28 protein-coding genes are annotated in these 26,703 nt (G+C 64.1%); 16 read left to right on the top strand and 12 right to left on the bottom strand.

The genetic code is table 11. From position 1 onward, the window contains the following. Positions 1 to 122: 122 nt before the first annotated feature. On the top strand, positions 123 to 1,166 hold the full coding sequence (locus JQ624_RS22780) for a methyltransferase (RefSeq protein ID WP_212421143.1): 1,044 nt from the start codon (positions 123 to 125) through the stop codon (positions 1,164 to 1,166). A gap of 348 nt (positions 1,167 to 1,514) precedes the next feature. Here the strand turns inward: JQ624_RS22780 and JQ624_RS22785 are convergent, their stop codons facing one another. The 4 genes from JQ624_RS22785 to JQ624_RS22800 all read right to left on the bottom strand — a co-directional run bounded on the left by JQ624_RS22785 (position 1,515) and on the right by JQ624_RS22800 (position 5,907). Then, on the bottom strand, positions 1,515 to 2,414 hold the full coding sequence (locus JQ624_RS22785) for a hypothetical protein (RefSeq protein WP_212421144.1): 900 nt from the start codon (positions 2,412 to 2,414) through the stop codon (positions 1,515 to 1,517). A 13-nt stretch (positions 2,415 to 2,427) separates the two neighbouring features. After that, on the bottom strand, positions 2,428 to 3,756 hold the full coding sequence (locus tag JQ624_RS22790) for an HlyD family type I secretion periplasmic adaptor subunit (protein ID WP_212421145.1): 1,329 nt from the start codon (positions 3,754 to 3,756) through the stop codon (positions 2,428 to 2,430). Further along, entirely contained in the window at positions 3,753 to 5,486 is a 1,734-nt protein-coding gene (locus tag JQ624_RS22795; protein WP_212421146.1) for a type I secretion system permease/ATPase, read from the bottom strand. Before JQ624_RS22795 ends, JQ624_RS22790 begins: the two co-directional genes overlap by 4 nt. Positions 5,487 to 5,616: 130 nt before the next feature. Continuing rightward, positions 5,617 to 5,907, bottom strand: a complete 291-nt coding sequence (locus JQ624_RS22800) for a hypothetical protein (RefSeq protein WP_212421147.1) — start codon at positions 5,905 to 5,907, stop codon at positions 5,617 to 5,619. Positions 5,908 to 6,104: 197 nt separating this feature from the next. Here JQ624_RS22800 and JQ624_RS22805 point away from each other — a divergent pair, with 197 nt between their 5' ends. From JQ624_RS22805 to JQ624_RS22835, 7 genes are all read left to right on the top strand, one after another. After that, positions 6,105 to 7,352 (top strand): FAD-binding oxidoreductase, encoded by a 1,248-nt coding sequence (locus tag JQ624_RS22805; RefSeq protein WP_212421148.1) that lies wholly within the window; start codon positions 6,105 to 6,107, stop codon positions 7,350 to 7,352. Positions 7,353 to 7,712: 360 nt separating this feature from the next. Beyond that, a complete protein-coding gene (locus JQ624_RS22810) occupies positions 7,713 to 8,630 on the top strand; it encodes an ABC transporter permease (protein ID WP_212421149.1) in 918 nt (305 codons plus the stop codon). Further along, positions 8,627 to 9,508, top strand: a complete 882-nt coding sequence (locus JQ624_RS22815; protein ID WP_212421150.1) for an ABC transporter permease — start codon at positions 8,627 to 8,629, stop codon at positions 9,506 to 9,508. Before JQ624_RS22810 ends, JQ624_RS22815 begins: the two co-directional genes overlap by 4 nt. Beyond that, positions 9,505 to 10,485 carry an ABC transporter ATP-binding protein gene (locus JQ624_RS22820; protein WP_212421151.1) on the top strand — a complete coding sequence of 327 codons (981 nt, stop codon included), beginning with the start codon at positions 9,505 to 9,507 and terminating at the stop codon, positions 10,483 to 10,485. The genes JQ624_RS22815 and JQ624_RS22820 overlap by 4 nt, the downstream gene beginning before the upstream one ends. Next, positions 10,482 to 11,432, top strand: coding sequence for an ABC transporter ATP-binding protein (locus JQ624_RS22825; protein ID WP_212421152.1), 951 nt, complete (start codon positions 10,482 to 10,484; stop codon positions 11,430 to 11,432). The genes JQ624_RS22820 and JQ624_RS22825 overlap by 4 nt, the downstream gene beginning before the upstream one ends. A gap of 46 nt (positions 11,433 to 11,478) precedes the next feature. Next, positions 11,479 to 13,008 (top strand): ABC transporter substrate-binding protein, encoded by a 1,530-nt coding sequence (locus JQ624_RS22830; RefSeq protein WP_212421153.1) that lies wholly within the window; start codon positions 11,479 to 11,481, stop codon positions 13,006 to 13,008. 181 nt (positions 13,009 to 13,189) lie between these two features. Next, entirely contained in the window at positions 13,190 to 13,429 is a 240-nt protein-coding gene (locus tag JQ624_RS22835) for a PilZ domain-containing protein (RefSeq protein ID WP_212421154.1), read from the top strand. Positions 13,430 to 13,504: 75 nt separating this feature from the next. Here JQ624_RS22835 and JQ624_RS22840 read toward each other — a convergent pair whose 3' ends face one another. Further along, entirely contained in the window at positions 13,505 to 14,209 is a 705-nt protein-coding gene (locus tag JQ624_RS22840) for a glutathione S-transferase family protein (RefSeq protein WP_212421155.1), read from the bottom strand. Positions 14,210 to 14,318: 109 nt separating this feature from the next. On the opposite strand from JQ624_RS22840, the gene JQ624_RS22845 reads away from it, so the two are divergent. After that, the gene (locus tag JQ624_RS22845; protein ID WP_212421156.1) at positions 14,319 to 14,672 is read left to right on the top strand and encodes a helix-turn-helix domain-containing protein; all 354 of its coding nucleotides are present in this window, start codon (positions 14,319 to 14,321) and stop codon (positions 14,670 to 14,672) included. Between the two features lie 19 nt (positions 14,673 to 14,691). Here JQ624_RS22845 and JQ624_RS22850 read toward each other — a convergent pair whose 3' ends face one another. Next, positions 14,692 to 16,365 carry a tetratricopeptide repeat protein gene (locus JQ624_RS22850; RefSeq protein ID WP_312014477.1) on the bottom strand — a complete coding sequence of 558 codons (1,674 nt, stop codon included), beginning with the start codon at positions 16,363 to 16,365 and terminating at the stop codon, positions 14,692 to 14,694. 100 nt (positions 16,366 to 16,465) lie between these two features. Between JQ624_RS22850 and JQ624_RS22855 the strand changes: the two genes are divergently transcribed. After that, entirely contained in the window at positions 16,466 to 16,714 is a 249-nt protein-coding gene (locus JQ624_RS22855) for a hypothetical protein (protein WP_212421158.1), read from the top strand. Between the two features lie 132 nt (positions 16,715 to 16,846). Continuing rightward, complete coding sequence (locus JQ624_RS22860) at positions 16,847 to 17,020, top strand: hypothetical protein (RefSeq protein ID WP_212421159.1); 174 nt, start codon at positions 16,847 to 16,849, stop codon at positions 17,018 to 17,020. A gap of 196 nt (positions 17,021 to 17,216) precedes the next feature. On the opposite strand, the gene JQ624_RS22865 is transcribed toward JQ624_RS22860, so the two are convergent. The 5 genes from JQ624_RS22865 to JQ624_RS22885 form a co-directional block, all read right to left on the bottom strand. Continuing rightward, positions 17,217 to 18,692 (bottom strand): amidase, encoded by a 1,476-nt coding sequence (locus JQ624_RS22865; protein ID WP_212421160.1) that lies wholly within the window; start codon positions 18,690 to 18,692, stop codon positions 17,217 to 17,219. A gap of 127 nt (positions 18,693 to 18,819) precedes the next feature. Further along, entirely contained in the window at positions 18,820 to 19,098 is a 279-nt protein-coding gene (locus tag JQ624_RS22870) for a DUF1488 domain-containing protein (RefSeq protein WP_212421161.1), read from the bottom strand. Between the two features lie 31 nt (positions 19,099 to 19,129). Continuing rightward, positions 19,130 to 19,318, bottom strand: a complete 189-nt coding sequence (locus tag JQ624_RS22875; RefSeq protein WP_212421162.1) for a hypothetical protein — start codon at positions 19,316 to 19,318, stop codon at positions 19,130 to 19,132. An 85-nt stretch (positions 19,319 to 19,403) separates the two neighbouring features. Continuing rightward, complete coding sequence (locus tag JQ624_RS22880; RefSeq protein WP_212421163.1) at positions 19,404 to 19,703, bottom strand: hypothetical protein; 300 nt, start codon at positions 19,701 to 19,703, stop codon at positions 19,404 to 19,406. Further along, complete coding sequence (locus JQ624_RS22885) at positions 19,696 to 19,965, bottom strand: hypothetical protein (RefSeq protein ID WP_212421164.1); 270 nt, start codon at positions 19,963 to 19,965, stop codon at positions 19,696 to 19,698. The genes JQ624_RS22880 and JQ624_RS22885 overlap by 8 nt, the downstream gene beginning before the upstream one ends. A 194-nt stretch (positions 19,966 to 20,159) precedes the next feature. On the opposite strand from JQ624_RS22885, the gene JQ624_RS22890 reads away from it, so the two are divergent. Together JQ624_RS22890 and JQ624_RS22895 are read left to right on the top strand one after the other, a co-directional pair. Then, positions 20,160 to 20,966 carry a transglutaminase family protein gene (locus tag JQ624_RS22890; protein WP_212421165.1) on the top strand — a complete coding sequence of 269 codons (807 nt, stop codon included), beginning with the start codon at positions 20,160 to 20,162 and terminating at the stop codon, positions 20,964 to 20,966. Between the two features lie 63 nt (positions 20,967 to 21,029). After that, positions 21,030 to 21,278: a type VI secretion system-associated protein TagO gene (locus tag JQ624_RS22895; RefSeq protein ID WP_212421166.1), complete on the top strand. Its 249-nt coding sequence runs from the start codon at positions 21,030 to 21,032 to the stop codon at positions 21,276 to 21,278. 60 nt (positions 21,279 to 21,338) lie between these two features. On the opposite strand, the gene JQ624_RS22900 is transcribed toward JQ624_RS22895, so the two are convergent. Then, complete coding sequence (locus tag JQ624_RS22900; RefSeq protein ID WP_249130001.1) at positions 21,339 to 21,662, bottom strand: hypothetical protein; 324 nt, start codon at positions 21,660 to 21,662, stop codon at positions 21,339 to 21,341. A gap of 474 nt (positions 21,663 to 22,136) precedes the next feature. On the opposite strand from JQ624_RS22900, the gene JQ624_RS22905 reads away from it, so the two are divergent. Genes JQ624_RS22905 through JQ624_RS22915 form a run of 3 tightly spaced genes read left to right on the top strand, consistent with a single transcriptional unit; the run spans position 22,137 to position 26,668 of the window. Further along, positions 22,137 to 23,051 carry a class I mannose-6-phosphate isomerase gene (locus JQ624_RS22905; protein ID WP_312014478.1) on the top strand — a complete coding sequence of 305 codons (915 nt, stop codon included), beginning with the start codon at positions 22,137 to 22,139 and terminating at the stop codon, positions 23,049 to 23,051. Then, positions 23,048 to 25,333: a glycosyltransferase family 4 protein gene (locus JQ624_RS22910; protein ID WP_212421168.1), complete on the top strand. Its 2,286-nt coding sequence runs from the start codon at positions 23,048 to 23,050 to the stop codon at positions 25,331 to 25,333. The genes JQ624_RS22905 and JQ624_RS22910 overlap by 4 nt, the downstream gene beginning before the upstream one ends. A 39-nt stretch (positions 25,334 to 25,372) precedes the next feature. Continuing rightward, complete coding sequence (locus tag JQ624_RS22915; RefSeq protein ID WP_212421169.1) at positions 25,373 to 26,668, top strand: glycoside hydrolase family 130 protein; 1,296 nt, start codon at positions 25,373 to 25,375, stop codon at positions 26,666 to 26,668. The last annotated feature ends 35 nt before the right edge of the window (positions 26,669 to 26,703 follow it).

The following is a 26,703-nucleotide window of genomic DNA, read 5'->3' on the forward strand; positions in this document are numbered from 1 at the left end:
TCTAACTTGCCGCTCCGATTGGTATGTCAACGGAATGAGCATGAAAAATCAATATCGTCTCCATGCGGATCTCTGCCGGCTTGCCTAGGCTTGCTCTCACGCGAATATGCAAAGGTGCGGCCATGAACCAGCAGGTCCAGCCGAACATTGCCACGCCCGTCGCCACGCTGACGCCAGACGCCATCATGCAGCTTGGTTTTGCATTTTGGGGCTCGAAAACGCTGTTGAGCGCGATAGAGCTCGGACTATTCACATTGCTTGCCGACGGGCCGATGAACGCCGAGGCGTTGACCACGCGGCTCAAGCTGCATCCGCGCAGCGTCCGCGATTTCCTCGATGCACTGGTCGCGCTCGGCCAACTCGAGCGCCACGACGCGCTCTATTCCAATACGCCGGCGGGCGCGCTGTTTCTCGATCGCCGCAAGCCGACCTATGTGGGCGGCATGCTCGAAATGGCAAACGCGCGGCTCTATCCATTCTGGGGCTCGCTAACTGAGGGGCTGCGGACCGGCGAGCCGCAGAACGAGGCCAAGCAGGGCCGCGACCTGTTCGATGAGATTTACCGGAGCCCGGCGATCCTCGCCGACTTCCTTAAGGCGATGACGGGACTGAGCCTTGGCGCTGCACACGCGATCGTGGACAAATTCCCCTGGGCCGACCACAAGACTTTCGCCGATATCGGTACCGCCCAAGGCGGCCTTGCGGTCGAACTCACCCGCGCGCACACCCATCTCAAGGGCATCGGATTCGATCTCCCAGTGGTGAAGCCGCATTTCGAGGCCTACGCGGCGCAGCACGGCCTCTCCTCGCGACTCTCGTTCCAAGCAGGCGACTTCTTCGCCGACCCGATGCCCTCGGCCGACGTGCTGATCATGGGGCACATCCTGCATGACTGGAGCCTCGAGAAGAAGCGAATGCTGATCCGCAAGGCCTACGAGGCGCTTCCTTACGGTGGCGCGCTCATCGTCTACGATCCGATCATCGATGACGAGCGCAGGAAGAACGCGTTCGGGCTCCTGATGAGCCTGAACATGCTGATCGAAACCCGCGAAGGTTTCGATTTTACCGGAGCCGATTGCATCGGCTGGCTCAAGAAGGCGGGCTTTGTCGAAACGGGCGTCGAGCCGCTGGTTGGCCCGGATTCGATGGTGATGGGCATCAAGTGAAACGCGACCGAGTTTTCTCCGCTCTCGGCTTATCACGCCATTCCCGGGATTGATCTAAAGGGGCGCTATCGACGGGCAACCGAAAATCGGGAAGACTGCGGCCCATGAGACGTAGCGAAAGGTTGCAGGCCATCGCAGGTTAGTCGGTTGGGGCGCGTAATCGGCTATGGCATCATAGCACAACGGCGAAGCAATAGTGCCCATCTTCATCGGTCGTGGCGCGCCTCGGCATAGACGATCAACGCCAACGCGGACCGTCGCGTGTGGGCGAACGAGCCGACGCTGGCATTGACGCATCCCAGCGTGCCTTTACAATGAGTTCCGAAATCCCCAGGCTAAGGCTGCTGCTCAGAAATGATGTATCCCAAGCGCGGAAAATGCGCCGTCATGCGGCTCATGGCCGTCCATGGTGGGCTGGCCGAGAAAGCCGAGCTGCAGCGGCATCGGATGCAACAGCGACGTCGGTATCGCGCCCGCGCTGTCGAGCAGCGACGCGCCATGATGGGTGTCGCCGGAGAAATCCGCCGGGCTGAGCGCCGGACTGAGAATGTCTGCCACCAGCGGCTCGAGCAGGCCCGTGACCGGCGTGTCATGGGTGGCGCCCGTGATTGTGCCGAGCAGGCCGTCGGTGAGATGACCGACGGTGTCGGAGAGGGACGAGGTCAGTTGGCTGACCGTGGTGCTCAGGCTTGCGATCGTGCTCGACACCGTTGCAAGCGCGGTGTCGACGATGCCGGTGACGGTGTCTGCAAGCGTGTGAACGGAGGCGCCAAGATCGAACGCGGGTGATGTGATGCTGCCTCCGGTCGCCGTTGGCGCGTGGTCCACCGATGCGCCAAGGCTCGGTAGCGCGGACGACGATGCAATAACCTGTGTCGCCAGCACTTCGCCCGATGACGTGTGGTCCAGCGTCGCGACCGCATCCTGTGGCGAGATCGTTGCCGTGGCATCGGTGTGGAGCGCAGGTGAGAGGCTGGCGGCCGGAGCTTCGATCGTACCGGCATGGTCCTGATGGTTCGGCTCGGGCTCGGCCGGTACCAGCGCTGCCGGGGCGATCTCTGCCGGATGCGGGGGCGGTGGCTCCGCCGCGTGTTCTTCCCCCTCGTGCTCCAGGCGATGCAGCGCCGTGTCGGCGTCGTTGAGAAGGCCGAGCAGCATGGTGGCGAAGGCAACCGACTCGGTTGCCGAGATGTGACGGCTGCGTTCGGCTTCGTCGGAGCGGCGGGCGTTCTTTTCGGATTCGGCCATGGCCACCTCCTCGTCAGCGTTCGCGGAATGCGCGGGTGATCTCGTCGCGCAGCGGACCGAGCAGATATTCGAACAGCGTGCGCGGACGCGTCGGCACGACCACCTCGGCCGGCATGCCGGCCTGCAGGTCGATGCGCGACTTCTTGACGTCGTTCGGATCAAGCGCGACCTCGACGGCGTAATAGCCCTGTCCGGACTTGTCGTCGGTCAGGCGGTCGGCGGACACCGTGTGCACGGTGCCATAGAGCCGGGGGCGCTCGATATAGTTGACGCCGACGAGTTGTACTTCGGCGCGGTGGCCGACGGCGACGTCGTTGATGTCGGACAGCTTCAGCTTCGCGGCGGCGATCAACGGATTGTCCGTGGGCACGATGTCCATCAGCCGCGCGCCGGGCTGGATCACGCCGCCCTCGGTGAAAACGTCGAGGCCGACCACCGAGCCGGTCGCCGGCGCGGTAATCCGCGTGCGAGCCATCACGTCAGTGGCGGCGTCGATCTTGGGCGCGAGTTCCGCGAGCTTGTTTTCGGTCGCACGCAACTGGTCGGTGATCTCGCTCATGCGCGCGCGCTCCACCCTGGCGATTTCGAGATCGTTCTGCGCGATCTGCTGCTGCATGCCGGCGATGCTGGCCTGCTGTGCGCCGATATCGGCCTGCAGTTTTGCGTCCTCGCGCTGCAAAGCGAGGATGCGGGTTTTCGGTGTATAGCCTTGCGCGAACAGATGCTGAGCGCCGTTCATCTCGTCCGTCAGCAGCTCGCGCTGCTTCTCGGTGCCAGCCAGCTGCGCCTGCGTTCCTGTTATTTGCGACTCCAGCTCCTTGATCTTGCCGCGCAGCACCGCCGTCTCGGCCGCGAACTGGTGTTTGCGTGCCGCCATCATCGCGGTCTCGTTGGCCATGGCCTGGCGAACGGCGGACAGTTCGCCGCGCGCGCGGAGACCTTCGTCGAAGTCAGGCGCATCGCTTTTGTCGCGTTCCGCCATCAGCCGCGCGCGGGCGGCGAGCGCGGCGTCGCGATCGGCGGTGAGAACGTCGAGCTTGGCGCGCGGGTCACTGTCGTCGAGCCGGATCAGGAGCTGGCCTTTTTCGACGCGCGCGCCGTCGCGAATCGTAAGCTGGCGCACGACGCCGCCATAAGGATGCTGCACGCTCTGCCGCCGGCCTTCGACCTGGAGGTTGCCGCTGGCAATCGCCGCGCCGGAGATCGGTGCGAGTGTTCCCCACATCGTCATAGCGGCCGCGAACGCCGCGACCACGCTGCCGCCGATGAGCGCCGGCCGCCCGGGGCGCGCGTAGCGCGCGCGGGCGCGCATCGGGGCGAAAGTGTCGTCGATCGCGGTCATGACGCGCGCCCCGCGGCGGCCTGCTGCAAGGCGTGATAGACCTCGCCCGGCGGCCCGAGCATGTCGAGCATGCCGCCCCGCAGCACCATCATGACGTCGACGATGTCGAGAATGGTGGTGCGGTGGGTGATCACGATGACGGTGGCGCCCTCGCTCTTGGCCTGTAGCAGCGCGATCTTGAGCGCCTCTTCCCCGGGGGCATCGAGATTGGCGTTGGGCTCGTCGAGCACGAGCAGCGGCGGCCGGCCGAGCAGCGCTCGCGCCAGCGCCAGACGCTGGCGCTGCCCGCCGGACAGGCCGACGCCGCCGGGACCTAATCGGGTGTCGTATTGCTTCGGCAGGTCGAGCACCATCTCATGAATGCCGGCCCGTTTGGCGGCGTCGATGATCTCCTCCGTTGAGGCGTCGCCGAAACGGGCGATGTTCTCGCGCACGGTGCCGGCGAACAGGCCGACGTCCTGCGGCAAATAGCCGACATGGCGGCCGAACTCGAGCGGATCCCAATGGCTGTAGTCGAGCCCGCCGAAACGCAACCGCCCGTCGGCCGGCGCGATGGCGCCAACGAGAAGGCGGGCCAACGTGCTTTTGCCGGAGCCGCTCGGGCCGACGATGCCGAGCGCCTGGCCGGCGCCAAGCTCGAACGTCAGGTCCTTGATCACGGGCTCCTTGCGCGCCGGCAGCACGCAGCGCAGTTCACGCACCTCGATCGTATTGCGCGCCCGCGGCACGATGGTGTGCGGCGGCGTCAGGTCGATCTCGCCCAGCAGCTCGCGCACTTCCACATAGGCCTCGCGCGCGCCGATGAACTGCTTCCAGGTGCCGACCGCCTGTTCCACCGGCACCAGCGCCCGGCCCATCACGATGCTGGCGGCGAAGATGGTTGCCGGCGCGATGGCGTGGTCGATGGCAAGCCAGGCGCCGGTGCCGAGCATCAGCGACTGCAGCAGCAGGCGGAAGAAGCGGATCGAGGAGGTCATCACCGCGTTCTTGTCGCTGGCCTGCGCCTGCTGCACCAGCATCGACGAGCGCTGGCTCTGCCAGTTGCGCTCCACCGCCGGCTGCATGCCCATCGCACGGATGACGTCGGCGTGGCGCAGGATGTTTTCGGTGAACACGTAGGATTGGTTGCCGGCGGCTTCCGCTTCCTTCATCGGCTCGCGGGTCATCATCTCGTTGAGGCCGGCCAGCCCGAGCAGCAGGACGGCGCCGATGGTCGCGACGATGCCGAGCAGCGGGTGGATGAAGAACAGCAGGAGGAGATAGATCGGTATCCATGGCAGGTCGAACGCGAAATAGATGCCCGGACCGGTCACGAAGGTGCGGAACTGATCGAGATTGCGTAATTGCTGCGCGCCGCGCGAGGCGCCGCGCTGCGCCGAGTGCACCACCAGCGCCTCGAACACGCGCGCCGACAATTCCATGTCGAGGCGGATGCCGCAGCGGATCAGGATGCAGGAGCGCACAGCGTCCAGCGCCGCCATGGTAAGCAGCGCGATCGCGAGAATCAGCGTGAGCAGGACGAGCGTGGAAACGTTTTCGTTCAACAGCACCCGGTTATAGACCTGCATCAGATAGAGCGGCGAACTCAGATAGAGCAGGTTGATGGCGCTGGAGAACAGTCCGGCCCAGAGGAAGTGCGGCCACAGCGCGATCAGCGCCTGGCGGACGTCATCGATCCGGCGCGACGGCGCGACGGAGTCGTCGGAAACGGTCAACGAGCCTGCCGGCATTCGGCGATCACCTTAGGAGAGTTGATATGACGCTGCGCGATCTACTCGTGCAGTGCAGGCGGTCGAGACGCGGCGTGGGGCTGCGCTCCCCACGCCACGCGTTTTTGAAATGTCTGGAACTCAACTGAAGTTAGGCGAGACCGTGGAGTAGGCCGCCGACATCGAGGTGACCGACATCGGCGCTGGCACCGATCATGGTCGGCGCGGAAACCGAGGCGTCGACACCGCTAAGCCCGGCGGAGAGGTCGATGCTCGGGCCGGTTTCAATTACCGCGCCGAGATCGAGCGTGTGCGACAGATCCACCGTGCCGCCGGCGCTTGCAGAAGCGCCGCCGCTGGCGCTTGCGCCGCCAAGGACGCCGGTGGCGGTTCCGAGCAGGCCATCGACGGTACCAAGCAGGTTTCCGAGTAGTGCAGCCATTTAGTCAACTCCTATGAAGGTTGGCTGGAATGCGACGAACGTCGCGCTGCACAAAGCCACGGGAGTCAGAAAGGTTGCGGACTCACATGCGGCCTTTTGGTGATCATTTGTTGGGAGCGGAACCCTTCTCGGCGTTGCCGGTCAGCGGCGGGCCGACCATGATATGAAATCTTCTTGGGAAGTGTTTTGGAAAGTCGATGTCGGAAGAAAAAACGGATGTCGTGGTGCTCGGCGCGGGCATCGTCGGCGTGTCAACAGCCTGTGCCGCGCGACAGCGCGGGATGTCGGTCGTTCTTGTCGACCGGCGCGAGCCTGGTAGCGAAACCTCATACGGCAATGCCGGCATCATCAGCAGCGGCTCGATCACGCCGCTCAACAATCCGTCGCTGTGGAAGGCGCTGCCGAAATACCTGACCAACCGCCACGCCGCATTGCGCTGGAACCCGGTCTGGGCGGTTCAGAACGCGGGATGGGTCGCGCGCTTTCTGGCCGATTCGGCCGCGTCGCGTCTTCGGCCGCGCGCGACCGCCCTGCATGGATTGATCGGCGCGTCGGCAAAACTGCACCGGGAATGGATCGTGAAGGCGCAGGCGGGGCATCGCATTCGCGAGACCGGCTGGCTGAAAGCGTGGCGAAGCGATGCGGTCGCGGCGGCGAAGCAGGAGCAGGCCTTCTTGGCCGAATACGGCATCGCCAGCGAATTGCTCGACCGCCAGGCCATCTCCGCGCTCGAGACTGATATCGTGCCCGTCTACAAGGTGGGTCTGCTGCACACAGAGACCGCCTCGGTCGACTCGCCCGGCGCGGTGGTCAAGGCCTATGCGCGGATGTTCGCGGGCGCCGATGGCGATGTCAGGCAGGCGGACGTCAAGGCGATCATGCCTGACGGTGATCGCTGGCGCGTAGTGCTGGCCGCTGGCGAGATTTCGGCACGCCATGTCGTGGTCGCGCTGGGACCGTGGTCAGCGGAAATCTTGCGGCCGCTCGGCTACCACGTTCCGCTTGCCTTCGAGCGTGGCTACCATCGCGAATTCAAGCCGAACCCCGCACGTCCGTTGCAGCGTCCGATCTATGACATCGACGGCGGTTTCATTATGACTCCGATGGAGCAGGGCATCCGTGTCACTTCGGGCGTCGAACTGACCGGCCGCGATGCGCCTTCTTCGTTCGCCCAGCTCGACCAGGTGGTTCCGCTCGCGCGCGGCGTGGCCGAATTCGGCGACGCCGTCGGCGATGCATGGCGAGGGTCGCGGCCGACACTGCCCGATGGCCTGCCGATGATCGGTGCGGCGCCCCGGCATGCCGGCCTGTGGCTTGCTTTCGGCAACCAGCACATCGGCTTCACGACCGGTCCCGGGACCGGCGCCGCCATCGCCGCCATGATCGGCGGCGCGCCGCCTCCTTTTGACGTCGCGCCATTCGCGCCGCGGCGCTACATTTCATGATCTAAGCACCGCAACAGGATGCTGCGGTAGGCTGGAGGTTGCCAGCTCAGGTCGCTCGAAAAATGGGCGTCGAGCTTTGCAAAAGGCCAGGAGGAGGGCGCCGAAGCCATGCGGCGTCTTGAGCGGCGGACTCCCAATTTGGTCCGGGAATGGCCCAAATTCACAATCAAGGAGGGTCGGGAGATTGCATTCTGCGTTGGCACGCACATTGCAATCATCTCGACAGGCCGTCGTCGCGGTGGGCAATCGTGGCAATCGCCAACTCTCTCTTGCATGGGACGACAGTTTGGTGACACCGTTGCACTCGCTTGACCGGCTTGAGAACATGGGTGCGCGTTTGTCGGTCTTGGGGTTTTGTACATGTTGCGTCTGATTGCCCGGCGTCTTGCCATCGGTGTGCTGGTCGCGCTCACCGTGATGACGCTCGCATTCCTGCTGACGCGCCTGTCGGGTGACCTCGCCGTTTCGATCGCAGGCCCAGCGGCGACGCAGGCCGACGTCGAAATCATACGCAAAGCCTACGGCCTCGATCGCCCGCTCTATGTCCAGTTCTTCGCCTGGACCGGCCGCGCCATGGTCGGCGATTTCGGCCAGAGCTATTTCTTCAAGGACAGCGTGGCTAACCTGATCCAGAAGCGTTTGCCGATCACGGTCACGCTCGGCCTGGTAGGGTTGAGCCTTGCGTTGGTCATCTCGATTCCGCTCGGCATCCTAGCGGCGCTGCGCGAAAACACCTGGATCGACCGCGGCGTCACCCTGTTCACGATGGTGGGGCAGGCAGTGCCGAGCTTCTGGCTCGCATTGATCCTGATGATCGTGCTCGGCCTGCAGCTCGGCGTGCTGCCGATCTCGGGCACCGGCACCTGGCAGCATTTCGTGATGCCGGGGATCGTGCTCGCCTTCACGGCGATCCCGGCGCTGACGCGGCTGACGCGCTCGGGGATGATCGAGGCGATGGCCTCGGACTACATCCGCACCGCGCGCGCCAAAGGCCTGTCGCGGGCGCGCATCATCTTCAAGCACGCGTTGCGCAACGCCGCCATTCCCGTCGTTTCGATTGCCGCGGTCCAGCTCGGCTTCATGCTGGGCGGCTCTATCGTCATCGAAACGGTGTTCGCGCTGCATGGCGTCGGCTATCTCGGCTGGGAGAGCATCGCCAAGAATGATTTTCCCGTCGTGCAGGCGGTGGTGCTGGTGCTCGCCGTGTTCTACATCGGCCTCACGCTCCTGGCCGACATCCTCAACGCACTGCTCGATCCGAGGCTGCGCGCGGGATGAGCGAGCCGATTGCCATTCAGGTGCCCCAGCCTTCGAGCACAGGTAGCTCGCGCCTCGGCACCGCCGGTTTTGCGATCGGGATCGCCATCGTCGCGCTGATCGTCGCCGCCGCGGTCGTCGGCAATGCGCTGGTGCCGCAGGATCCGTTCATTCAGGATCTCGGCAACCGTCTCAAGCCGCCGTTCTGGATGGAAGGCACCCAGGCCGGGCACCTGCTCGGCACCGATCAGCTCGGGCGAGACTACCTGGCGCGGCTGGTCTATGGCGCGCGCATTTCATTGCTGATCGGCATCATGACGGTAATCACGTCGGGCTTGATCGGCATCACGCTCGGTGTGCTCGGCGGGTTCTTCGGCGGCCGCGTCGACGACGTCGTGCTGTTCGCCATAACGACGCGGTTGTCTATACCCGTCGTGCTGGTCGCGCTCGCGGTGGTCGGGCTGATGGGCTCGGGCCTCGGGCTCGTCGTCGCTACCCTTGGGCTGTTGTTATGGGATCGCTTCGCGGTGGTGGCGCGCGCCACCACCATGCAGGTCCGCAACCATGACTATGTCAGCGCGGCCTGGTGCGCCGGCGCCTCGACGTCGCATATCCTGATCAGGGAGATCCTGCCGAACATCGCGAGCCATCTCGCCGTGGTGGCAACGCTGGAGATGGCGCTGGCGATCCTGCTCGAAGCCGCCCTGTCGTTCCTCGGTCTCGGCGTGCCGCCGCCGCTGCCGTCGTGGGGGCTGATGATCGCCGAGGGCAAGGACTACATGTTCTTTTCGCCCTGGGTGATCATGATCCCCGGCGTCGCGCTGGCCGTTTTGGTGCTCGGCATCAATCTGGTCGGCGACGGATTGCGCAATCTGCTCGGCGCGGAGCGGCTGCGATGAGCGCACTATTGGAGGTCGAGGAGCTTCAGGTGACGTTCGGCGGCCGCACCGCGGCGGTGCGCAGCGCCTCGTTCCGGGTCGAGAAGGGCGAGACCCATTGCCTGGTCGGCGAATCCGGTTGCGGCAAGTCGGTCACCGCGCTGGCGGTCATGAGCCTGCTCGCGCGCGGCGGCCAGCGTTCGGCGAAAAAGATGAGCTTTGCCGGCACCGATCTCACCTCGCTGTCGGATCGCGAAATGGCGCGGCTGCGCGGCAATCGCATGGCGATGATCTTCCAGGAGCCGATGACCAGTCTCAACCCCGCTTTCACGATCGGCTCGCAGATGGCGGAGGTGCTGACGCGCCACAAGGGAGGCTCGCGCGCAGCCGCGCTGGACCGGGCCGCCGAACTGATGGGCCGCGTCGGCATCACCGCGCCGGGCATGCGGCTTGGCCAGTTCCCGCACCAGCTCTCGGGCGGCTTGCGCCAGCGCGTGATGATCGCGATGGCACTGATGTGCGATCCCGAACTGTTGATCGCCGATGAGCCGACCACCGCGCTCGACGTCACCGTGCAGGCGCAGATCCTGCGGCTGCTCGCCAACCTCAAGCGCGAGTTCGGCCTGTCCATCCTTTTGATTACCCACGACCTCGGCATCGTCGCGCGCGTCGCCGACCATGTGTCTGTGATGTATGCCGGCGAGGTGGTGGAGCGTGCGACGACCGCGCAATTGTTCCGTTCGCCGCAACATCCTTATACACGCGGCCTGCTGTCCTGCGTGCCGGTGCCGGGCCGCGTGCAGCGCGACAGGCCGCTTGGCTCGATCCCGGGCGTCGTGCCGGCGATCGGCTCGGGCTTTGCCGGCTGCGCCTTTCGTTCGCGCTGCGCCCACGCCGACGAGACATGCGCGCGCGCAATTCCGCGGCGGCAGGCGGGCGACGCGCACGACTATCTTTGCCGGCTCGAGCCGGACTGGGCGGAGCTGCAACCCGCATGACCGCCGCGATCGAGGTTGAGAACCTGCGGTGCGAATTCCGCGTCCACACCGGGTTGATGTCGGCGGAAAAGCGCGTGGTCGCGGTCGACGATGTCACGTTCAGCGTACCGGCCGGCAGCGTGCTCGGCGTCGTCGGCGAGTCCGGCTGCGGCAAATCCACGCTCGCGCGCATGATCCTCGGATTGCTCAAGCCGACGGCAGGGACCGTGCTGGTCGACGGCAAGCGCCTGTTCGACCTCGACCGCAAGGCGCGCGCCCGGCTGATCCAGCCGGTGTTCCAGGATCCGTTCGCCTCGCTCAATCCGCGCCGTCGCATCAAGGACATCGTCGCCCTGCCGCTGGCGGCCCAGGGCACATTCTCGCGCGCCGAGATCGAGCGCCGGGTCGCTAGGATTCTCGAGCGCGTCGGCCTCTCGGCCGCGATGGGCGAGCGCATGCCGGCGCAACTCTCCGGCGGGCAACGCCAGCGCGCGGCGATTGCACGCGCACTGGTGCTGGAGCCCAGGATCGTGATCTGCGACGAGCCGACCAGCGCGCTCGACGTTTCGGTGCAGGCGCAAATCCTCAACCTGCTTGCCGACCTGCGCCGCGACCTCGGGCTGACCTATCTCTTCATCAGCCACAATCTTGCCGTCGTGGAGCACGTGGCGAGCGAAGTCGCGGTGATGTATCTCGGCCGGATCGTCGAGCGCAACGAAACCGACGCGCTGTTTCGCGAGCCCGGCCATCCCTATACCAAGGCGCTGCTGGAAAGCGTGCTGACGCCGGAGCCGGGCAAGGGCGTGCCCGACATCGGCCTCGGCGACGCCATGCCGGATCCGGCCAATATTCCGCCGGGCTGCCGGTTCAACCCGCGCTGCCGCATCGCGGTCGAGCGCTGCCGCCATGAGGCACCAACGCGCATGGTCCGGCCTCCCCAGGGAATGGTAGAATGTCATCTGGCATAAGGCGTGCTTCACGCCGCTTCACAAAACACTGATAATGGAGGGCGATATGCGTATGCAAAACAAGCTCGGTGCGGCAATTCTGGCCGCGGTTCTATTGGGCGCCGGTGCGCTGCCCGCGACAGCGCAGAAGTCCGCCGATACGCTGCGGATCGTGATGCGCGATGCGCTTCCCAACATCGATCCCTTTTTCAACAATCTGCGCACCGGCGTGGTGATGCACCATCAGGGCTGGGACGCGCTGGTCTACCGCAATCCCGACACCTTCAAGCTCGAGCCGTTGCTCGCCACCGAGTGGAAGTTGCCGGATCCGACCACCATCGAATTCACGCTGCGCCCGGGCGTCAAATTCCACGACGGCAGCGCGTTCACGGCCGATGACGTGGTCTACACCATCAACCTCGTGGCCGATCCGGCGAGCCGCGTGTCGACGCCGTCCAATTACAACTGGATCGAAAAGGCGGAGAAGACCGGCGATCTTTCGGTGCGCGTCAAGCTGAAGCGGCCGAATCCGGCCGCGCTGGAGTATTTCGCGCTGGTGCTGCCGATCTATCCCAAGGCCTATCGCGAGAAGGTCGGAGCCGAAGGCTACGCCAAGGCGCCGGTTGGCGCGGGCCCCTACAAGATCACCAAGGTCGAGCCCGGCGTCTCCATCGACTTCGAGCGGTTCGAGGATTACTGGGCCGGGAGCCCGAAGGGCAAGCCCGCGATCAAGAAGATGAGCGTGCGCTTCGTGCCGGATGCCACGACCGAGATGACCGAGTTGCTCGCCGGCCGCGCCGACTGGATCTGGAACATGAATCCGGACCAGCTCGAGCCCGTCAACCGGATGCCGCATCTGCAGGCGGTGCGGAAAGAGTCGATGCGGATCGGCTTTCTCTCGCTCGATGCCGCCGGCCGCACCGGCGCCGACAACCCCCTGACCAAGCTCAAGGTGCGTCAGGCGATCTGGCATGCGATCGATCGCAAGGCGATCGCCGACAAGCTCGTCACCGGCGGCAGCCGCGTTCCTGCAGCGCCGTGTTTCCCGTCGCAGTTCGGCTGCGATGCCGAAGCCGCAGTGACCTACGACTACGATCCGGCAAAGGCGAAGCAGCTTCTCACTGAAGCCGGCTATCCCGACGGCTTCGATGTCGAGCTTGCAAGCTACGTGCTGCCGCAATGGGGCTCGGCGGTCCAGAATTACCTGCATGCGGTCGGCATTCGCGCCAAGCTCAACCAGCTCCAGGTGGCAGCCCTGATCCAGCGCGCCAAGGCGGGCGAATTGCGGATGTATCTCGGAAGCTGGGGCAGCTATTCGATCAACGACGTCTCGGCGATCCTGCCCAACTACTTCGACGGCGGCGCCGACGACTACGCGCGCGATCCGGACGTGCAGAAATGGCTGCTGCAAGGCGGATCATCCATCAACCCCGAGGTGCGCAAGGAGGCCTATTCGGCGGCGATCAAGAAGATCACCGAGCAGGCCTACTGGGCGCCGCTGCACACCTATGTGACGACCTACGGTCATTCCAAGCAGCTCGATTTCACGCCGTATCCGGACGAGCTGCCGCGCTTCTATCTGGCGAAGTGGAAGTAAAGCCGCACGTCACTTGCGGTCGTTCATCACGTGCACTGCGCGGGGCTTCGGCCCCGCGCGACCGAATGCTGTGGGGCTCACCTCTCCCGGCATGCCGAAAATTCCCGAATATTTAATCTTTCGGCTGCATAGTACCCTTTTTGGATACTGTCTCCCTTAATATCCGCCGGAATTTTTCGCGATGGTCGAAACCCGGATTGCACCACGTGTCCGCGTCATGAAAGCCGCCAAAATCGAGTATGGCGGCGACAAGTATGCCTGTACCGTTCGCGATCTATCCGCCACGGGCGCAGCGCTGGATTTTCCGGACCTGATCCGTATTCCCAACGAATTCACATTGATCCTCCCCGAGGACGGATTGAAGCTGCTTTGCCATGTCGTTTGGCGCAGGGAGTACAGGGTCGGCGTTGCATTCGACTAGCCCGGCGAGCACCGCGTCCCGTGTGCCGCGATCGAGCGCCACCCAGGCTGATGCTGCCGGGCCGTATTCGTGACCTCAGTCGCCGAACCGCTCGATCGCATCCGCGAGCCGAATATGGCCGACGCAGGCGCCGGTTCCCGAACCAATGTCGCCGCTCTCCAGCGCCGTTGCATAGATGACGGCGGGGTCGGCCTCGATGCGCCGGCGTATGGCGGCGAGTTTTGGCCAGCGTGAGGGATCGGCGACCTGATGGAAGTCGAGCCATCGCGCGACGCCGACGAAAATGCCGTCGGCCAGCGTCGGGCGTTCACCCATGAGAAAGCGATGCTCCCCGACCATGGCCTCAAGCTTGTCATGCCGCTCGATCACGCGCGCGGCGCCGAACTCGCGCAGCGATGCCTGCATTTGCGGGTTCGGTTTCGCCATCTCCATCGCGACCCATAGCGGCGAGAACGCGCCGGTGAAGCCCGTGTTAATAAAGCCCGTCAGCTGGTGCATCCGGTCTGCTTCCGGCGAAAGCGGTGCAAAGCTGATGCGCCGCTCGCTGTCCCTTGCCTCGAGCCATGCGGCGATCGCCATCGTCTCGGTCAGCACCCGCCCTGCATCCGTGATCAAGACCGGCGTTTCATGCCGCGCATTGATGCGGGCGTAGGAGGGGTCGCGCATCTCGCCGAGCATATCGACACGGCAAAGCGAATAGGGTTTGCCAAGCCATTCGAGGGCGGCGACAAGCCCCATCGAGCTTCCGGCCGGGAAGCCATAAAGAAGAATCGGTTCCATTGGTATGTTCTCCGTGATTTCTGCTGATCACGCTGCGCAGCGTGGCTGGAATCTACGGATCGCAGTCGCCAAGTAAATTACGCACCTTTTTGTAACCACGAGTAATCGGATGAAAGATCTCGTCTCGCGCTGTCCCATCGAAGAAGTGATGCAGGTCATCAGCGGCCGCTGGCCCGGCCTGCTGATCTACTATCTGAAGCAGGGCACCAAACGCTTCAGCGACCTGCGCAGGGACAACCCCACCATCTCGCACAGGATGCTCACCTTGGAGCTTCGCAAGCTGGAGGACGCCGGCATTGTCGCGCGCACTGAATTCGCGGGATATCCGTTGCGCGTGGAATACGATCTGACGCCGGCTGGTCTCAAGCTCGTGCCGTTGCTTGACGCTCTCGGCAGCTGGTGGGATGCGACTGAAGCCGGCCGCAGTCAGGCCGGCACCTTGCCGGCCCAGCTGACAGAATAATCACGGGGCGCGCGGTACGTCAGCTTTCTGGCAGCCCCGCCGCGACCATCAGCTGCATGATCCGCTCGGAAGCCTCGAGATAAGCCTGGCTGGAATTCTTCCGCGGCGGCGGGACGTTGCTATAGGTCGAGCCGGGGCGCAATTCGCGCGCCTTTTCCATTGCCTCTCTGGCTTCCTCGGTCTTGCCGAGTTGCTGATAGGCGGCCGCCAGAAGCATATGCGTGCGTCCGCTGGCTGACGTGATCGCGATCGACTTCAGCAGCCACGGCACGGCTTCTTCGGCACGGCCCATCAGCATGTTGGCCCAGCCTGCGCCGATCATCCAGGTCCAGCGCGAGACCTGCGGCGTGTCGAAGCGGTCGGCCTGCTTGAACGTCGCCAGCGCATCCTCGAAGCGACCCGTCCGGATCTGTGCAAGACCGACATGATACAGCGCGATCCCGTTCCACGGATCGAAGCTGAGGGCTCGCGCGCAGGCCACGAGACTCGAGCGGAACTGGTTGGTGGCGCTGAGGAAACGGCAATAGGCCTCGTGCGCCGGGACATGATTGGGTTTTGCGCGCAGCGTCTGCTGCAGCAGCGCTTCGGCCTTGGTCTCCGCCGTCTCGCGCTCGGCCGCGCTCAGCCAGACCATCTGCACGCCGCGCATCAGGAGCGCGGCGAGCGCCACCTGTACCTCGACATTGTCGGGATCTTCGGCCAGCGCCTTCTCCAGCATGGCCTGCGCCGCCTGAAAACGTTCCGGCGAGGTCTGGTTGATATGGGCGGTCGCCTGCTCGATCACGACCTTGTTCTTCGCTGCGGATCGCGTGTCGGCATCCAGCAATTCGTTGATGCGCAGCGCCAGGGCGTGACCGACGCCCGCTGCGAGCCGGGACTGCTGCATCTGCAGGTCCGTGTCCGCCGGGTTGACCTGATATGACGCGGTCCACGTGACCTCGCCGGTTGCCGCCTCTGTCATGCGCGTCCGTATCGTCCAGGCTTGCTCGCTCTTCTGCAGTTCGCCTTTCACCACGAAGTCGGCCCTCGTTGTGGTCGACTCGGGAATCAGGACGCGGATGTTTTCGATCTTCGCCAGCCCGTCGGTGAGGCGTCCGCTTACATTGGCAGCCATCTGGGCGACGAGGGGATCGTTGCTCGCGTCCGCGATCGGCATCACGGCGACGGTCGCGGGCCCACGCGCAAAGATCAGGCCGGGGCGCAGCATCCACACGGCGATGGCGGCGCCCAGAATGGCGAGCCCCGCGACGGCAGCGAAGGCTGCGTTGCGACGCCGGCTGAAGTCGAAAAACCGTTTCGCGGGTTCATTGTTCGTTTCGACTGTCGGCGTCGTGTCTGATGCGGCGGGCGGCTGGACCGTTGAGGCTGCTTCCGGCGCAGCTGGCGCGGGGACCTCGGTCACCTCGGCCTGGAACAGATAGCCGCGTCCTGAAATGACCCGGACCACCTCGCGCTTGTCGTCGCCGAGTGCTGCGCAGATTTCACGGATGCATTGGAACAGGCTGTCCTCGCCGACATGGACGTTCGGCCAGACCGCTTCCATCAACTGCTGCTTGCTTAAGACGCGGCCGGCATTCCCGGCGAGCAGCCGCAGTATCTCCAGGGTCTTGGGCCGGAGCCTGATCGTCCCGCCATCGGGTGCGCGCAGTTCGGCGCGCTCAGAATCGAGCTCAAAGCCAGAAAAGCGCAGCACCGTTCCCCTCCCACCGGCAACTGTGCCCATTTAGTCCCCGGATCGACCGCAAAAATGTGCCCAAGCGTACAGGTGCGCCGAATATCAGAAAAATTTCAGAATGTCTCAACAGCGGTTTCAGGACACCGCCGCCGCCCAAGGCGATGTTGCCGATGCCGCTGAGGCCGGGGACGGGGGAATTCCGAGTGAGATCAAAGGTGTCTGTGCAGCATCCTGCGGGCCGGGGTGGTACGGCGTCCGGCGAACGCGCGCCGTGGTGTTTGCGACCGTGGCGCTGACCATGCTCGCCATTTCCCCGAACCAGACCACGACCTACGTCTCGCGCCTCGGCGTGGTGCAGGCGTACTGAGGGCGGAGTTCGTGCGCTATGTGTGGTAAATTTCACAATCGGATCGGCATCCTCATGCTAAAATCAATTCAGCCCACCCACGACCAGGCCTTGGAAGTAGCCGATCAGCCCGCAGAGCAAGGATCGAACAGCATGGACGACGCCCTGAACCTTGCCCAGGTCAAGGCCGAACTGTCCTATCTGAATCGTCTGGACGAAAGACGCGAAACCAATGTGGCGAGTTTGAAACGCCTGAAGGAAGCCCGTGACGCTCTGCTTGGCAGGGGAGGCGAAGTCGCGGGGGTCTCAACCTCACGAAGATCCTAGGGCCTCCGAAATACCACGCCCGTGGACGACGGCCGGACTATTGGTACACGGTGCCCTAAAAATTTGGCGAGCCCGCCACCGTGAGGCGCGGATTCGGTGCCGCATCCCCCGCCGTCATTGCGAGCGCAGCGAAGCAATCCATGCCGCGGCGTGGGGAAGGTGAATTGCTTCGCTGCGCTCGCAATGACGGTTGAGTTCAACCGCTCGTCACATGCACGCCGGGCCTCTGCCCCGCATTCCACTTGCCGCCGATGGCGCGCTCGATCTGCGCCGCCAGTTGCAACAGCAGCCCGTCATTGGCCTGCTTGGCGATCGCCTGGATGCCGAGCGGCAGGCCGTGCTCGTGGGTGGCGAGCGGCAGCGAGATCGCGGGGATGCCGCAGAGATTGGCGAGCGGCGTAAAGGCAAAATTGCGCCAGAGATTGCCGAACCAGTCCAGCACGTCAGGATTGTCGCTGATGGTCAGATACTCCGTGGTGCCAACCTTCGGCGTCGGCAGCGCCGTGATCGGCGTCAGGATGATGTCCCAGTCCTCGAAGAACGCGCCGAAGCCGCGCGACGTCGTGTTGAACACCGCCTGCATTCGTGCCCGGTCGGCATAGCTCGTGTTCCGGCCATGCTCCCAGATCCGGATGTTGATGGGCTCGATCAGATCTTCCGGCGGTTTCTCCAGGCCGCGCGCCGCCAGCATGTTGGAGATGACGACGGCAAAATTGCTGATGTAGCAGGTGGTCTGCGCCGCAAAGGCTTCGCGATAGTCCAGCTCCGGCAAGGCGTAGTCGACGTGATGGCCGAGGCCTTCGAGGAAGCGCCCGACTTTCTGCAGCTCGGCCGCGATATGCGGCGTCGCGCGGTATTCGCCCCACTGGTACGACAGCGCGATTTTCAGCGGCGCCGGATCGCGCGCGATCATCCGCGTATAGGGCTCGGGCGGACTCCAGAACGGCATGAATTCGCCCGGCGCCGGACCGCGGCAGGCATCGACGAAAGCCGCGGTGTCGCGCACCGTGCGCGACTGGCAGCCTTGAATCGAGACCAGCCCGCTGAGGTCGGACAAAAGCGGCGACAGCGAGAACACGCCGCGCGAGACTTTTAGCCCGATATTGCCGTTGACGCCGGCGGGAATCCGGATCGAGCCGCCGCCATCGGTGGCATGCGCGATCGGCACACAGCCGGCGGCGACCATCGCGGCGCTGCCGGCCGACGAGCCGCAGGTGGTGTAGTCGGTATTCCAGGGATTGCGCGTGACGTAGACGGCGGGATTGTCCGCCGAGCTGCAGACGCCGAATTCCGGCGTGGTGGTGCGGCCGATCAGATTGAGCCCGGCCCCGCGCATCTTCGTCGTCATGAAGGTGTCGGCCGAGGCGCGGTTGCCGCGCATGTAGAGCGAGCCCATTTCCTGCAGCCGGCCCCGCATCGTCGGACCAAGGTCCTTCATCAGGAACGGAAGTCCGGCAAACGGACCGTCGAGATTGGTGCCGTCGGTGCCGGGGTCGGTGACCGCATCCTCGAAGATTTCGACGACGGCTGAAAGCGCGGGATCGACCTTGGCGATGCCGGCGGCTGCCTGCGCGGCCAGTTCCGCGGCCGTCAGTTCACCCTTGGCGACGCGCGCGGCCAGCGCAACGCCGTCGTGGTCAGCCCATTCGTCCCAGCTCATCGGCAAGTTCATGCAAGCGGCCCCTTCGAAACATAGCTCGGGACCTTAAAACATGATCGGGGAAAAGGCGGAACTTTTTTCACCGGTCCGCAGACCGGTTCATCGTGACATCAGCGACGGCCGCTGAGCGGCCGTGTCTTCAGGACCGGAAATCGATGCTGCGCACGATGATACCGGGGGGAGTGCCTTCGAACTCTCGCGCCTGGAATTTGCGGGACGCGCATGCCTCGATCCGGTCCCGCCACCGCTCGAACTGTTCCTCGCGCCGGTCTGCCGGCGTCCGCGGCACGTGATCCAGATCGTCCATGGCCGAAGCGCTGACGGCGCAGGGCACTTCCCTGGCGCCGTCCATCATGGAGAACAGCAGGACCATCCGGTCGTCGTCATAGCCTCGGATGTTGCCGCGCGCGAACGTCATCAGGCATTTCTCCCGGAGCGAAACGATCCTCTCATCCGGCTACCCTCTTTTTTGTTACCGGCGGCGGGTTGATTTCCAGGATCCTGCGCAGGCAGTCCGCTTCGGAAGAATGCGGGCCGGAGACGAAGGTTCCACTGACCTTGGTCGAATACCAGCCGGACTCCACCCCGAGGCGAAGCGATTCTTCCGTCATGACGTGACGTGGCGAGAGATTTTGCATCAGGTGCTTTCGGTTTGCGCCGTTCGATCCTGGTCGGGACGGCTGGAGGAAGTGTACAGTTCTTTTAGGCCGAACATCGTCTTGTTCAGGTCGCTTCACCCGCGAGCCGGGTGAGATCCGCAAGCACCGCGGACACGAGGTCGCGGTGGTGGGTGTCGGTCGCCGGCAGGCCGGCGGAATACAGATTGAGCACATAACGCGCCTTGGCCACCGCCTCGGACCACGAGGTGGCTGGCGCGGTGAGGATCTCGATTTCGACGACGCCCTGCTTGTCACGCAACAGCTTCGCGTTGGCCTCGACGTCGGCGATCACGCGACGGATATCGGTGGCCTTCTGCGCCGCCATGCCGCGATGTTTGTCGAGCTCGATCGGGGTATCAGTCACGCGGTGCGCTCGCATCGATGCGTTGCGCGTCGGACAGATCGACCGAACTGATCGAGATCATCTCCATCGCGGAACGCTGCGGCGGCGCGCCGGGCACCATGATCATGGTGGCGACCCGCCGAAAGCACGGAAACGAAAGGCCCTCGATCATCTCCTCGTCGGTGACGATTTCGTAAGCCCCCGGTGCGAGCTGCCGGTCGATACCCCTGATGCGGAACGGATGCCTGAAATGAACCGTTTCCCGTCGCGTACGCGTGGTCATGCCGGCAGCTCGGCGAAGCTGCGCACGAAGTCATCATGTTTTGCGGACATCGTGGCAACGTGCGCGCTTTCGCGGCAATTAGCTATCGTTTTCTTTGGCACCCGCCGCATTTGGTCGAATGAGGCGGCCAGCGCCTTGTATTCGCCGGTTTCGTAGCCACTTCGAACAGTCAGTGGATGGAGAAGGGCTTTCGAGTGAAGATTCGCGTCGGATTCGAAATGCTCTACGATTTCCCGCAGCCGACGCCGATGATCATGGTGCTGGGCACACACTTCAGCCGTGCGTCCGATGTCATCGTGCCGGACTTCCTCACCACCGACCCGGTCGTCGAGATCTCCCCCTATCGCGACATGTTCGGCAATTGGTGCAGCCGCATGGTTGCGCCCGCCGGCCGCGTGCGTCTTGCGGCCGATGGCGTCGTTCGCGACAGCGGCCTGCCCGATCCGGTGTTTGCTTCCGCCGTCCAGCACGCGGTCGAGGATCTGCCTGCGGACACTCTGGTCTATCTGCTCGGCAGCCGCTATTGCGAGACCGACCGGCTTTCGGAAATCGCCTGGCAATTGTTCGAGAAAACGCCGCCGGGCTGGGCGCGGGTCCAGGCGATCTGCGATTTCGTCCACCGTCACATCGCCTTCGGATACGAGCACGCCCGCGCCACGCGGACGGCGTGGGAGGCTTATGAGGAAGGCAAGGGCGTCTGCCGCGATTACGCCCATCTCGCCGTCGCGTTCTGCCGCTGCATGAACATTCCCGCGCGCTATTGCACGGGCTATCTCAGCGACATCGGCACGCCGAAACCCTGGGCCGCAGGCGATTTCGCCGGCTGGTTCGAAGCCTATATCGGCGGGCACTGGCGCACCTTCGATCCGCGCAACAACGTGCCGAGGATCGGCCGCATCCTGATCGCGCAGGGGCGCGACGCTTCCGATGTGCCGATCACCCAGACCTTCGGGCCAAACACATTGGCCGGCTTCAAGGTCTGGACCGACGAGATTGCGTGACGGCGTAATCGTCTCGCGTCACCTGCTTGATTTGAAACTGCGGCCCATCGGGAAGGAACTCGGATGAAGACGACTCTCGCCGTGCTGGCACTGTGCGTGTGTGCGACGGGCGCTCTCGCCGCAGGGCCTGAGTGCCGCGTGATCGAAAACGCCAATGCGCGGCTGTCGTGCTACGACGCCGTGTACCCTCCAAAAATGGAAAAGTCCGCAGTCTCCGAAAAGGACCCGTCGCGAGACGCCTACAAGGATCCTTTCAGCGCAGAAGACGCCAGGACCAGCGCCAAGCTGAAGAATATCTGCCGCGGTTGCTGAGATGGAGGCGCCCGGCTGGCAGGGGCGTTTCTACGCCCGGTCGACAACCAGCCTTGCCAGCTAGCTCAACAAGGTGCGCACCTTCATGGCGGCATCGTAGACCTGGACCTGAAGCATCGGATAAGCGGTCTTCAGTTTTCGGCCGGAGACTTCGGCAGCCTCGGCCGTGTCAAACTCCGACTTGAAATGGCCGTCGACGATCGTCGCGAACCCTTCGGTCGGAGGCCTGTCGGCCCGCACCGCCTTCTTCGGCTCCGGCTCTTCAATGGAAAACAGGGGTTTCTTCATCGTCATTCCTTTCGCGTTCACCGCGATTGTTCGATCTGCGTGGAAGCTGGCTTCAAAAGCCGCGACTGACGCATCGTGATGCGCGTCCTCCGTCACTGCGGTGTTACCGCCGGACGACAATTGCTGCAGCGATCAGGAGACCAGGAACAATTGGCGCCAGCATTGCCGGTGCCAGCCGCTCTCACAAATGGAACGCTTGGCTGGGTAGACCTATCGGCCGCCCGTCGTGCGACGGCAGTGCCAGACTCTCAGTCAGCGATAGCAGCCTATGAAGCGCGATGACGCGAACAACAGACGCTCTTTTGGTCCCGATGTCGAGGGAAATCCCAAAAGCGAGGACAAGGGTCAGCGTTCATGCCGCATCTGATCCGATCGCGATAGCAACGTGATGGTTGCTATTGGGTACGGCAGTATCCATATGAGCAACAGCGTACTCGGTTTCGCAACAAGGCGTGTCCGGCAGACGCGACGCTTAGCCACACAATCCTGCAGATGATATCGACCAACGGCATGCCGCTTCGGCATGCGCGTCACGGGTCAGGAGACGCTATGTCCATCGAACACGCCTCCGTGCAGGCCGTGCACAAGCCCTGGGGCGTCAGCGATCTCCAGCCATGGAGCAGCGTGGACGGTACCGGAGATGCGGTGGGAGAGCTCTGGTTCGAGCGCGCCGACAGCCATGCGCCGACTCCTGCCTTGCTGCTCAAGTTGCTGTTCACCAGCGCGCCGCTGTCGATCCAGGTTCATCCGGACGATACGTTTGCGCGCGCGATGGGGATGCCGAATGGCAAGAGCGAAGCGTGGTACATCATCTCGGCGGAACCGGGCGCGCAGATCGGCGTCGGTTTGAACCGACGGATCACGCCACAGGAATTGTATGCGGCGATCACGAATGGCTCGATCGTTGATCTGGTTCAATGGCGTCCGGCTGCGAAAGGCGATGTCATCTTCATTCCGGCCGGCACCATCCACGCGCTCGGCGCGGGCATCGTGCTCGCCGAGATTCAGCAGCGCAGCGATGCGACATTTCGCCTGTTCGACTACGGCAGGGAGCGTGAACTGCACATCGACAATGGCGTAGCCGTTGCGAACGTCTTCCCGCTTCGGCCGCCGGGTCTTCCCACCCGCATGACTCCCGAGCGGACGGTTCTGGTCGCGAGCCGGCATTTTGTGCTCGAGCGGCTTGAGCTGCCCGCGGATTCAAGCTGGGCGCTGCTCGCCGACCCGGAGACCTGGGTTCTCGCGCTCGATGGCCATGCGGCGATCGGATCGGCCGCGCTATCCATCGGGCAGGCGATCTTCGTCGGCGGCGGTCGCGCCAGCATCGACGTCGGTGCCGACGGGCTGACCGCCCTGGTCGCGTATCCCGCAAGCGGTCCGATCGACTCCCTTTTGCACGGGCTTTCCGGCCAATCGGCCAGACCTGTTCAGCCCGTTGCGGCCGACCTGGCGAGACTCTCCGGCCTGGCCGAGGCGCGCACATGACGCCGCTCCGCAGGATCGCAGTGATCGGCAATTCGTTGCCGCGCCGCTGCGGCATCGCAACATTTTCGACCGACCTGCAACGCGCGATCTCGCATTCACGGCCAAGCCTGCAAACCTGCATCGTGGCAATGACCGACCACGATCAGACCTATGACTATCCTGCCTCGGTAGCCTTTCAGATCAAGGACGGCAGCATCGAGGAGTATGTCGGCGCCGCTGCGTTTCTCAACGCCGGCCGGTTCGACATCGTCTGCCTGCAGCACGAATTCGGAATTTTCGGCGGCGAGGCCGGGGCCCATATCCTGGAGCTGCTGTCGCGCTTGACCATGCCGGTCGTCACGACGCTGCACACGGTGCTGGCCGCGCCGACGGCGGCTCAGCGCGCGGTGATGGAGCGCATCGTCGAGATGTCCTCGAAAGTCGTCGTGATGGCCAGCAAGGGCCGTGAACTGCTGCGCAACGTCTATCGCGTACCGGACGACAAGATCGAGGTCATCGCCCATGGCATCCCCGACTTTCCGTTTGTTGCGCCGGATGCGGCAAAGGCGAAGCTCGGATTCAGCAACCGGTCGGTGATTCTGACGTTCGGCCTGCTGTCCCCCAGCAAGGGCATCGAGGTCATGATCGACGCCATGCCCTCGATCCTGCAAAGGCGGCCGGACGCGGTCTATGTGGTGCTCGGTGCGACGCATCCCAATCTGGTTCGCGACCAGGGCGAAGCCTATCGCGGCAGCCTGATGGCACGGGTGCGCAAACTTGGCGTCGAGGATCATGTCGTATTCCTCGACCAGTTCGTGGATCAGGCCACGCTGCTCGAATTCATTTCAATGTGCGACGTGTATGTCACGCCCTATCTCAACGAGGCGCAGATGACGTCCGGCACGCTGGCCTACAGCTTCGGCCTCGGCAAGCCGGTGGTCTCGACGCCTTACTGGCATGCGCGCGAACTGCTGGCCGACGGCCGCGGCGTTCTCGTTGCCTTTGGCGACCCGACAGAGACCGGCAACGAAATTGCAGGACTGCTGACCGACGGTCCTCGCCGGCAGGCAATGCGCGAGCGCGCCTACGCCGCCAGCCGGTCGATGACATGGGCGCGCACGGCCGAGCGTTACATGACCGCCTTCGAAAATGCACGGCAGGGCCACCGGCTGAAGGTGATCGCGCGTGCCGCGCCGGACGCGATCGCGCCGCACGGCCCCGCGGTGCCCGACATGCAATTGGGCCATTTCCTGTCGATGTGCGACGATACCGGACTGTTCCAGCACGCCGTGCATTCGGTGCCTGATCGCGCGCACGGTTACTGCGTGGACGACAACGCCCGCGCGTTGCTGCTGGCTTGCGCGCTCAATGAGCCGGGCGAGCGCCCGCTTTCGGAAAGCCAGACCGGCCGCTTTGCCGCCTTTGTGCAGCATGCCTGGAATCCCGATACCAGGCGCTTCCGCAACTTCATGGGTTTCAACCGGACCTGGCTCGAAGATGAAGGCTCCGAGGACAGTCACGGGCGAACCCTGTGGGCGCTCGGCGAATGCGCGCGGAAGGATGCCAGCCGGTCACGGCGCCGGTGGGCGGTGGCCTTGTTTGCCGAAGCCCTGTCGACCGCCGCGGCCTTTCGTTCGCCTCGCGCCATGGCCTTCACGCTGCTCGGTCTGGACGCCTATTGCGCCGCAGCTCCGGAGGATCAGCGCGCCCGCGAGATCAGGCATTCGCTTGCCGACACGCTGGTATCCGCGCTGGCTTTGGTCGAGACGCCGGACTGGGTGTGGTTCGAGGAAGTTTTGGCATATGACAATGCGCGCCTGCCGCAGGCCCTGATTGCGACAGGCCTCGCAACGCAAACGCCGGCCTATGTCGATGCCGGTTTGAGAACCCTGCGCTGGTTGATGACGCTGCAAACGACGTCGACCGGCCATTTCCGTCCTGTGGGGACGACGAGCTTCGGCGAACTTCGAAAGCCTCCCGAGGTATTCGATCAGCAGCCGGTGGAAGCCACCGCAACCATTGCGGCGTGCCTGACCGCGTGGCGCGCGGACGGCGATGCCGAATGGAAGGTCATCGCGGCCGGGGTCTTCTTCTGGTTCTTCGGCGGCAACGACCTGTCGGTTGCGCTCGTCGATTCCGAGACCGGCAGTTGTCGCGATGGGCTGCATCCCGACCGTGCCAATGAAAATCGCGGCGGCGAGTCGGTCGTGTCCTATCTGCTGGCGCTGGCCGAGATGCGCCAACTTGCGCGCGCCAATATCAATCCGACGAACCCCGTGGCGCTTCGCGCCATCGGCGCTTGAGTTAAGCGTTCACTCCCGCAAACGCGAAACGAGGGCAACATGTTACAAACCACTTTTATCAATCGGCGGGCGCTCTATCTGCGGCCTGATCCCGCGCGCGTGATCGTGCGTCCGTTCAAGCCGGCGACCGAGCCGCGCGATCTCAACCCGACCGACAAGACGCGCGCCAACCATATCGTCGAGCGCGTTCTCAATCTCGATCCACAGACCGCGGCGGGCCAACTGGCCGATGTTCTGGAGAATTTCCAGGGCCGGCACCGCAACCTGTTGGAGACGTTCGAGCGCCGGGCCGACGAAATGGAGGAAGCACTGCTGGCGCACTGCACGTTTTCCGAAGTGCAGCGCCAGCTGATTGGCGCCTACTTCATGCACGAATATTCGTTTGAAGCGTCGGCGCTGTTCAATCCCAGCATCGTGCCGCACCCGGACCAATCAGGAATCGCAAAGGGCAGCCTGCGCTTCATTCTGAGCCTCCGTGCCGTCGGCGAAGGGCACGTGTCGTCGCTGACGTTTCGCGCCGGCATTATCACGGCGGACGGCAGTATTGCAGTCGATCCGACCGCCCGGCTCGCGACGAGCCCCCGGATCAGGCATCAGACAGCCGGACCGATCGGCGACGAAGTCGAAGTCGTCTTCCAGCCGGAGCAGGATATCAGCGAACGCGTGATCTTTCCGGTCACGGACTCGCAGTCGAACGGCATCGAGGACGCGCGCTTCGTCCAGTTCAGCGATGGCGGCCGGATGACCTATTACGCCACCTATACCGCCTACAAGGGCACGGCGATCCGGTCGGAATTGATCGAAACGAGCGACTTCCTCTCGTTTCGGATGACGCCGCTGCACGGCGCAGCCGCGCGCAACAAGGGCATGGCGCTGTTCCCGCGCAAAATCGACGGCAAGTACGCCATGATCGCGCGACAGGACAACGAGAATCTTTACCTGATTTATTCCGACGACCTCTACCGATGGGAAGGCGGCCAGGCGATCCTGAAGCCGCAATTCCCGTGGGAGTTCGTGCAGATCGGCAACTGCGGATCGCCGGTCGAACTGGAGGAGGGCTGGCTGCTGCTGACGCACGGCGTCGGCCCGGTCCGGAAATATTCGATCGGAGCGGCGTTGCTCGACAAGCGCGATCCGTCCAGGGTACTGGCGCGTTCGCGTGAGCCGTTGTTGCGGCCCGAACCATCCGAACGCGAGGGCTACGTTCCCAATGTGGTCTATACCTGCGGGGCGATGACGCACAACGATCAGCTCATTTTGCCCTACGCCGTATCAGATACGTACTCCAACTTTGCAACGATCGGGATTTCTGCGCTGCTGCGGTCGATGTCCTGAATCCGAAATCGCGCGGTGCGGCTTGCATCCTCAAA

It is taken from the genome of Bradyrhizobium sp. AUGA SZCCT0283, from assembly GCF_018130385.1.
In the GTDB taxonomy this organism is placed as follows: Bacteria; Pseudomonadota; Alphaproteobacteria; order Rhizobiales; family Xanthobacteraceae; genus Bradyrhizobium.

Bases quoted from the DNA above. Each gene is read 5' to 3' on its own strand.
- JQ624_RS22825 (WP_212421152.1), top strand. From the start codon at position 10,482: ATGACCGCCGCGATCGAGGTTGAGAACCTGCGGTGCGAATTCCGCGTC.
- JQ624_RS22820 (WP_212421151.1), top strand. From the start codon at position 9,505: ATGAGCGCACTATTGGAGGTCGAGGAGCTTCAGGTGACGTTCGGCGGC.
- JQ624_RS22810 (WP_212421149.1), top strand. From the start codon at position 7,713: ATGTTGCGTCTGATTGCCCGGCGTCTTGCCATCGGTGTGCTGGTCGCG.
- JQ624_RS22800 (WP_212421147.1), bottom strand. From the start codon at position 5,907: ATGGCTGCACTACTCGGAAACCTGCTTGGTACCGTCGATGGCCTGCTC.
- JQ624_RS22875 (WP_212421162.1), bottom strand. From the start codon at position 19,318: ATGCAAAATCTCTCGCCACGTCACGTCATGACGGAAGAATCGCTTCGC.
- JQ624_RS22870 (WP_212421161.1), bottom strand. From the start codon at position 19,098: ATGACGTTCGCGCGCGGCAACATCCGAGGCTATGACGACGACCGGATG.
- JQ624_RS22805 (WP_212421148.1), top strand. From the start codon at position 6,105: ATGTCGGAAGAAAAAACGGATGTCGTGGTGCTCGGCGCGGGCATCGTC.
- JQ624_RS22910 (WP_212421168.1), top strand. From the start codon at position 23,048: ATGACGCCGCTCCGCAGGATCGCAGTGATCGGCAATTCGTTGCCGCGC.
- JQ624_RS22835 (WP_212421154.1), top strand. From the start codon at position 13,190: ATGGTCGAAACCCGGATTGCACCACGTGTCCGCGTCATGAAAGCCGCC.
- JQ624_RS22895 (WP_212421166.1), top strand. From the start codon at position 21,030: ATGAAGACGACTCTCGCCGTGCTGGCACTGTGCGTGTGTGCGACGGGC.
- JQ624_RS22790 (WP_212421145.1), bottom strand. From the start codon at position 3,756: ATGACCGCGATCGACGACACTTTCGCCCCGATGCGCGCCCGCGCGCGC.
- JQ624_RS22840 (WP_212421155.1), bottom strand. From the start codon at position 14,209: ATGGAACCGATTCTTCTTTATGGCTTCCCGGCCGGAAGCTCGATGGGG.
- JQ624_RS22865 (WP_212421160.1), bottom strand. From the start codon at position 18,692: ATGAACTTGCCGATGAGCTGGGACGAATGGGCTGACCACGACGGCGTT.
- JQ624_RS22780 (WP_212421143.1), top strand. From the start codon at position 123: ATGAACCAGCAGGTCCAGCCGAACATTGCCACGCCCGTCGCCACGCTG.
- JQ624_RS22830 (WP_212421153.1), top strand. From the start codon at position 11,479: ATGCGTATGCAAAACAAGCTCGGTGCGGCAATTCTGGCCGCGGTTCTA.
- JQ624_RS22885 (WP_212421164.1), bottom strand. From the start codon at position 19,965: ATGACCACGCGTACGCGACGGGAAACGGTTCATTTCAGGCATCCGTTC.
- JQ624_RS22845 (WP_212421156.1), top strand. From the start codon at position 14,319: ATGAAAGATCTCGTCTCGCGCTGTCCCATCGAAGAAGTGATGCAGGTC.
- JQ624_RS22785 (WP_212421144.1), bottom strand. From the start codon at position 2,414: ATGGCCGAATCCGAAAAGAACGCCCGCCGCTCCGACGAAGCCGAACGC.
- JQ624_RS22815 (WP_212421150.1), top strand. From the start codon at position 8,627: ATGAGCGAGCCGATTGCCATTCAGGTGCCCCAGCCTTCGAGCACAGGT.
- JQ624_RS22795 (WP_212421146.1), bottom strand. From the start codon at position 5,486: ATGCCGGCAGGCTCGTTGACCGTTTCCGACGACTCCGTCGCGCCGTCG.
- JQ624_RS22860 (WP_212421159.1), top strand. From the start codon at position 16,847: ATGGACGACGCCCTGAACCTTGCCCAGGTCAAGGCCGAACTGTCCTAT.
- JQ624_RS22855 (WP_212421158.1), top strand. From the start codon at position 16,466: ATGTCTCAACAGCGGTTTCAGGACACCGCCGCCGCCCAAGGCGATGTT.
- JQ624_RS22915 (WP_212421169.1), top strand. From the start codon at position 25,373: ATGTTACAAACCACTTTTATCAATCGGCGGGCGCTCTATCTGCGGCCT.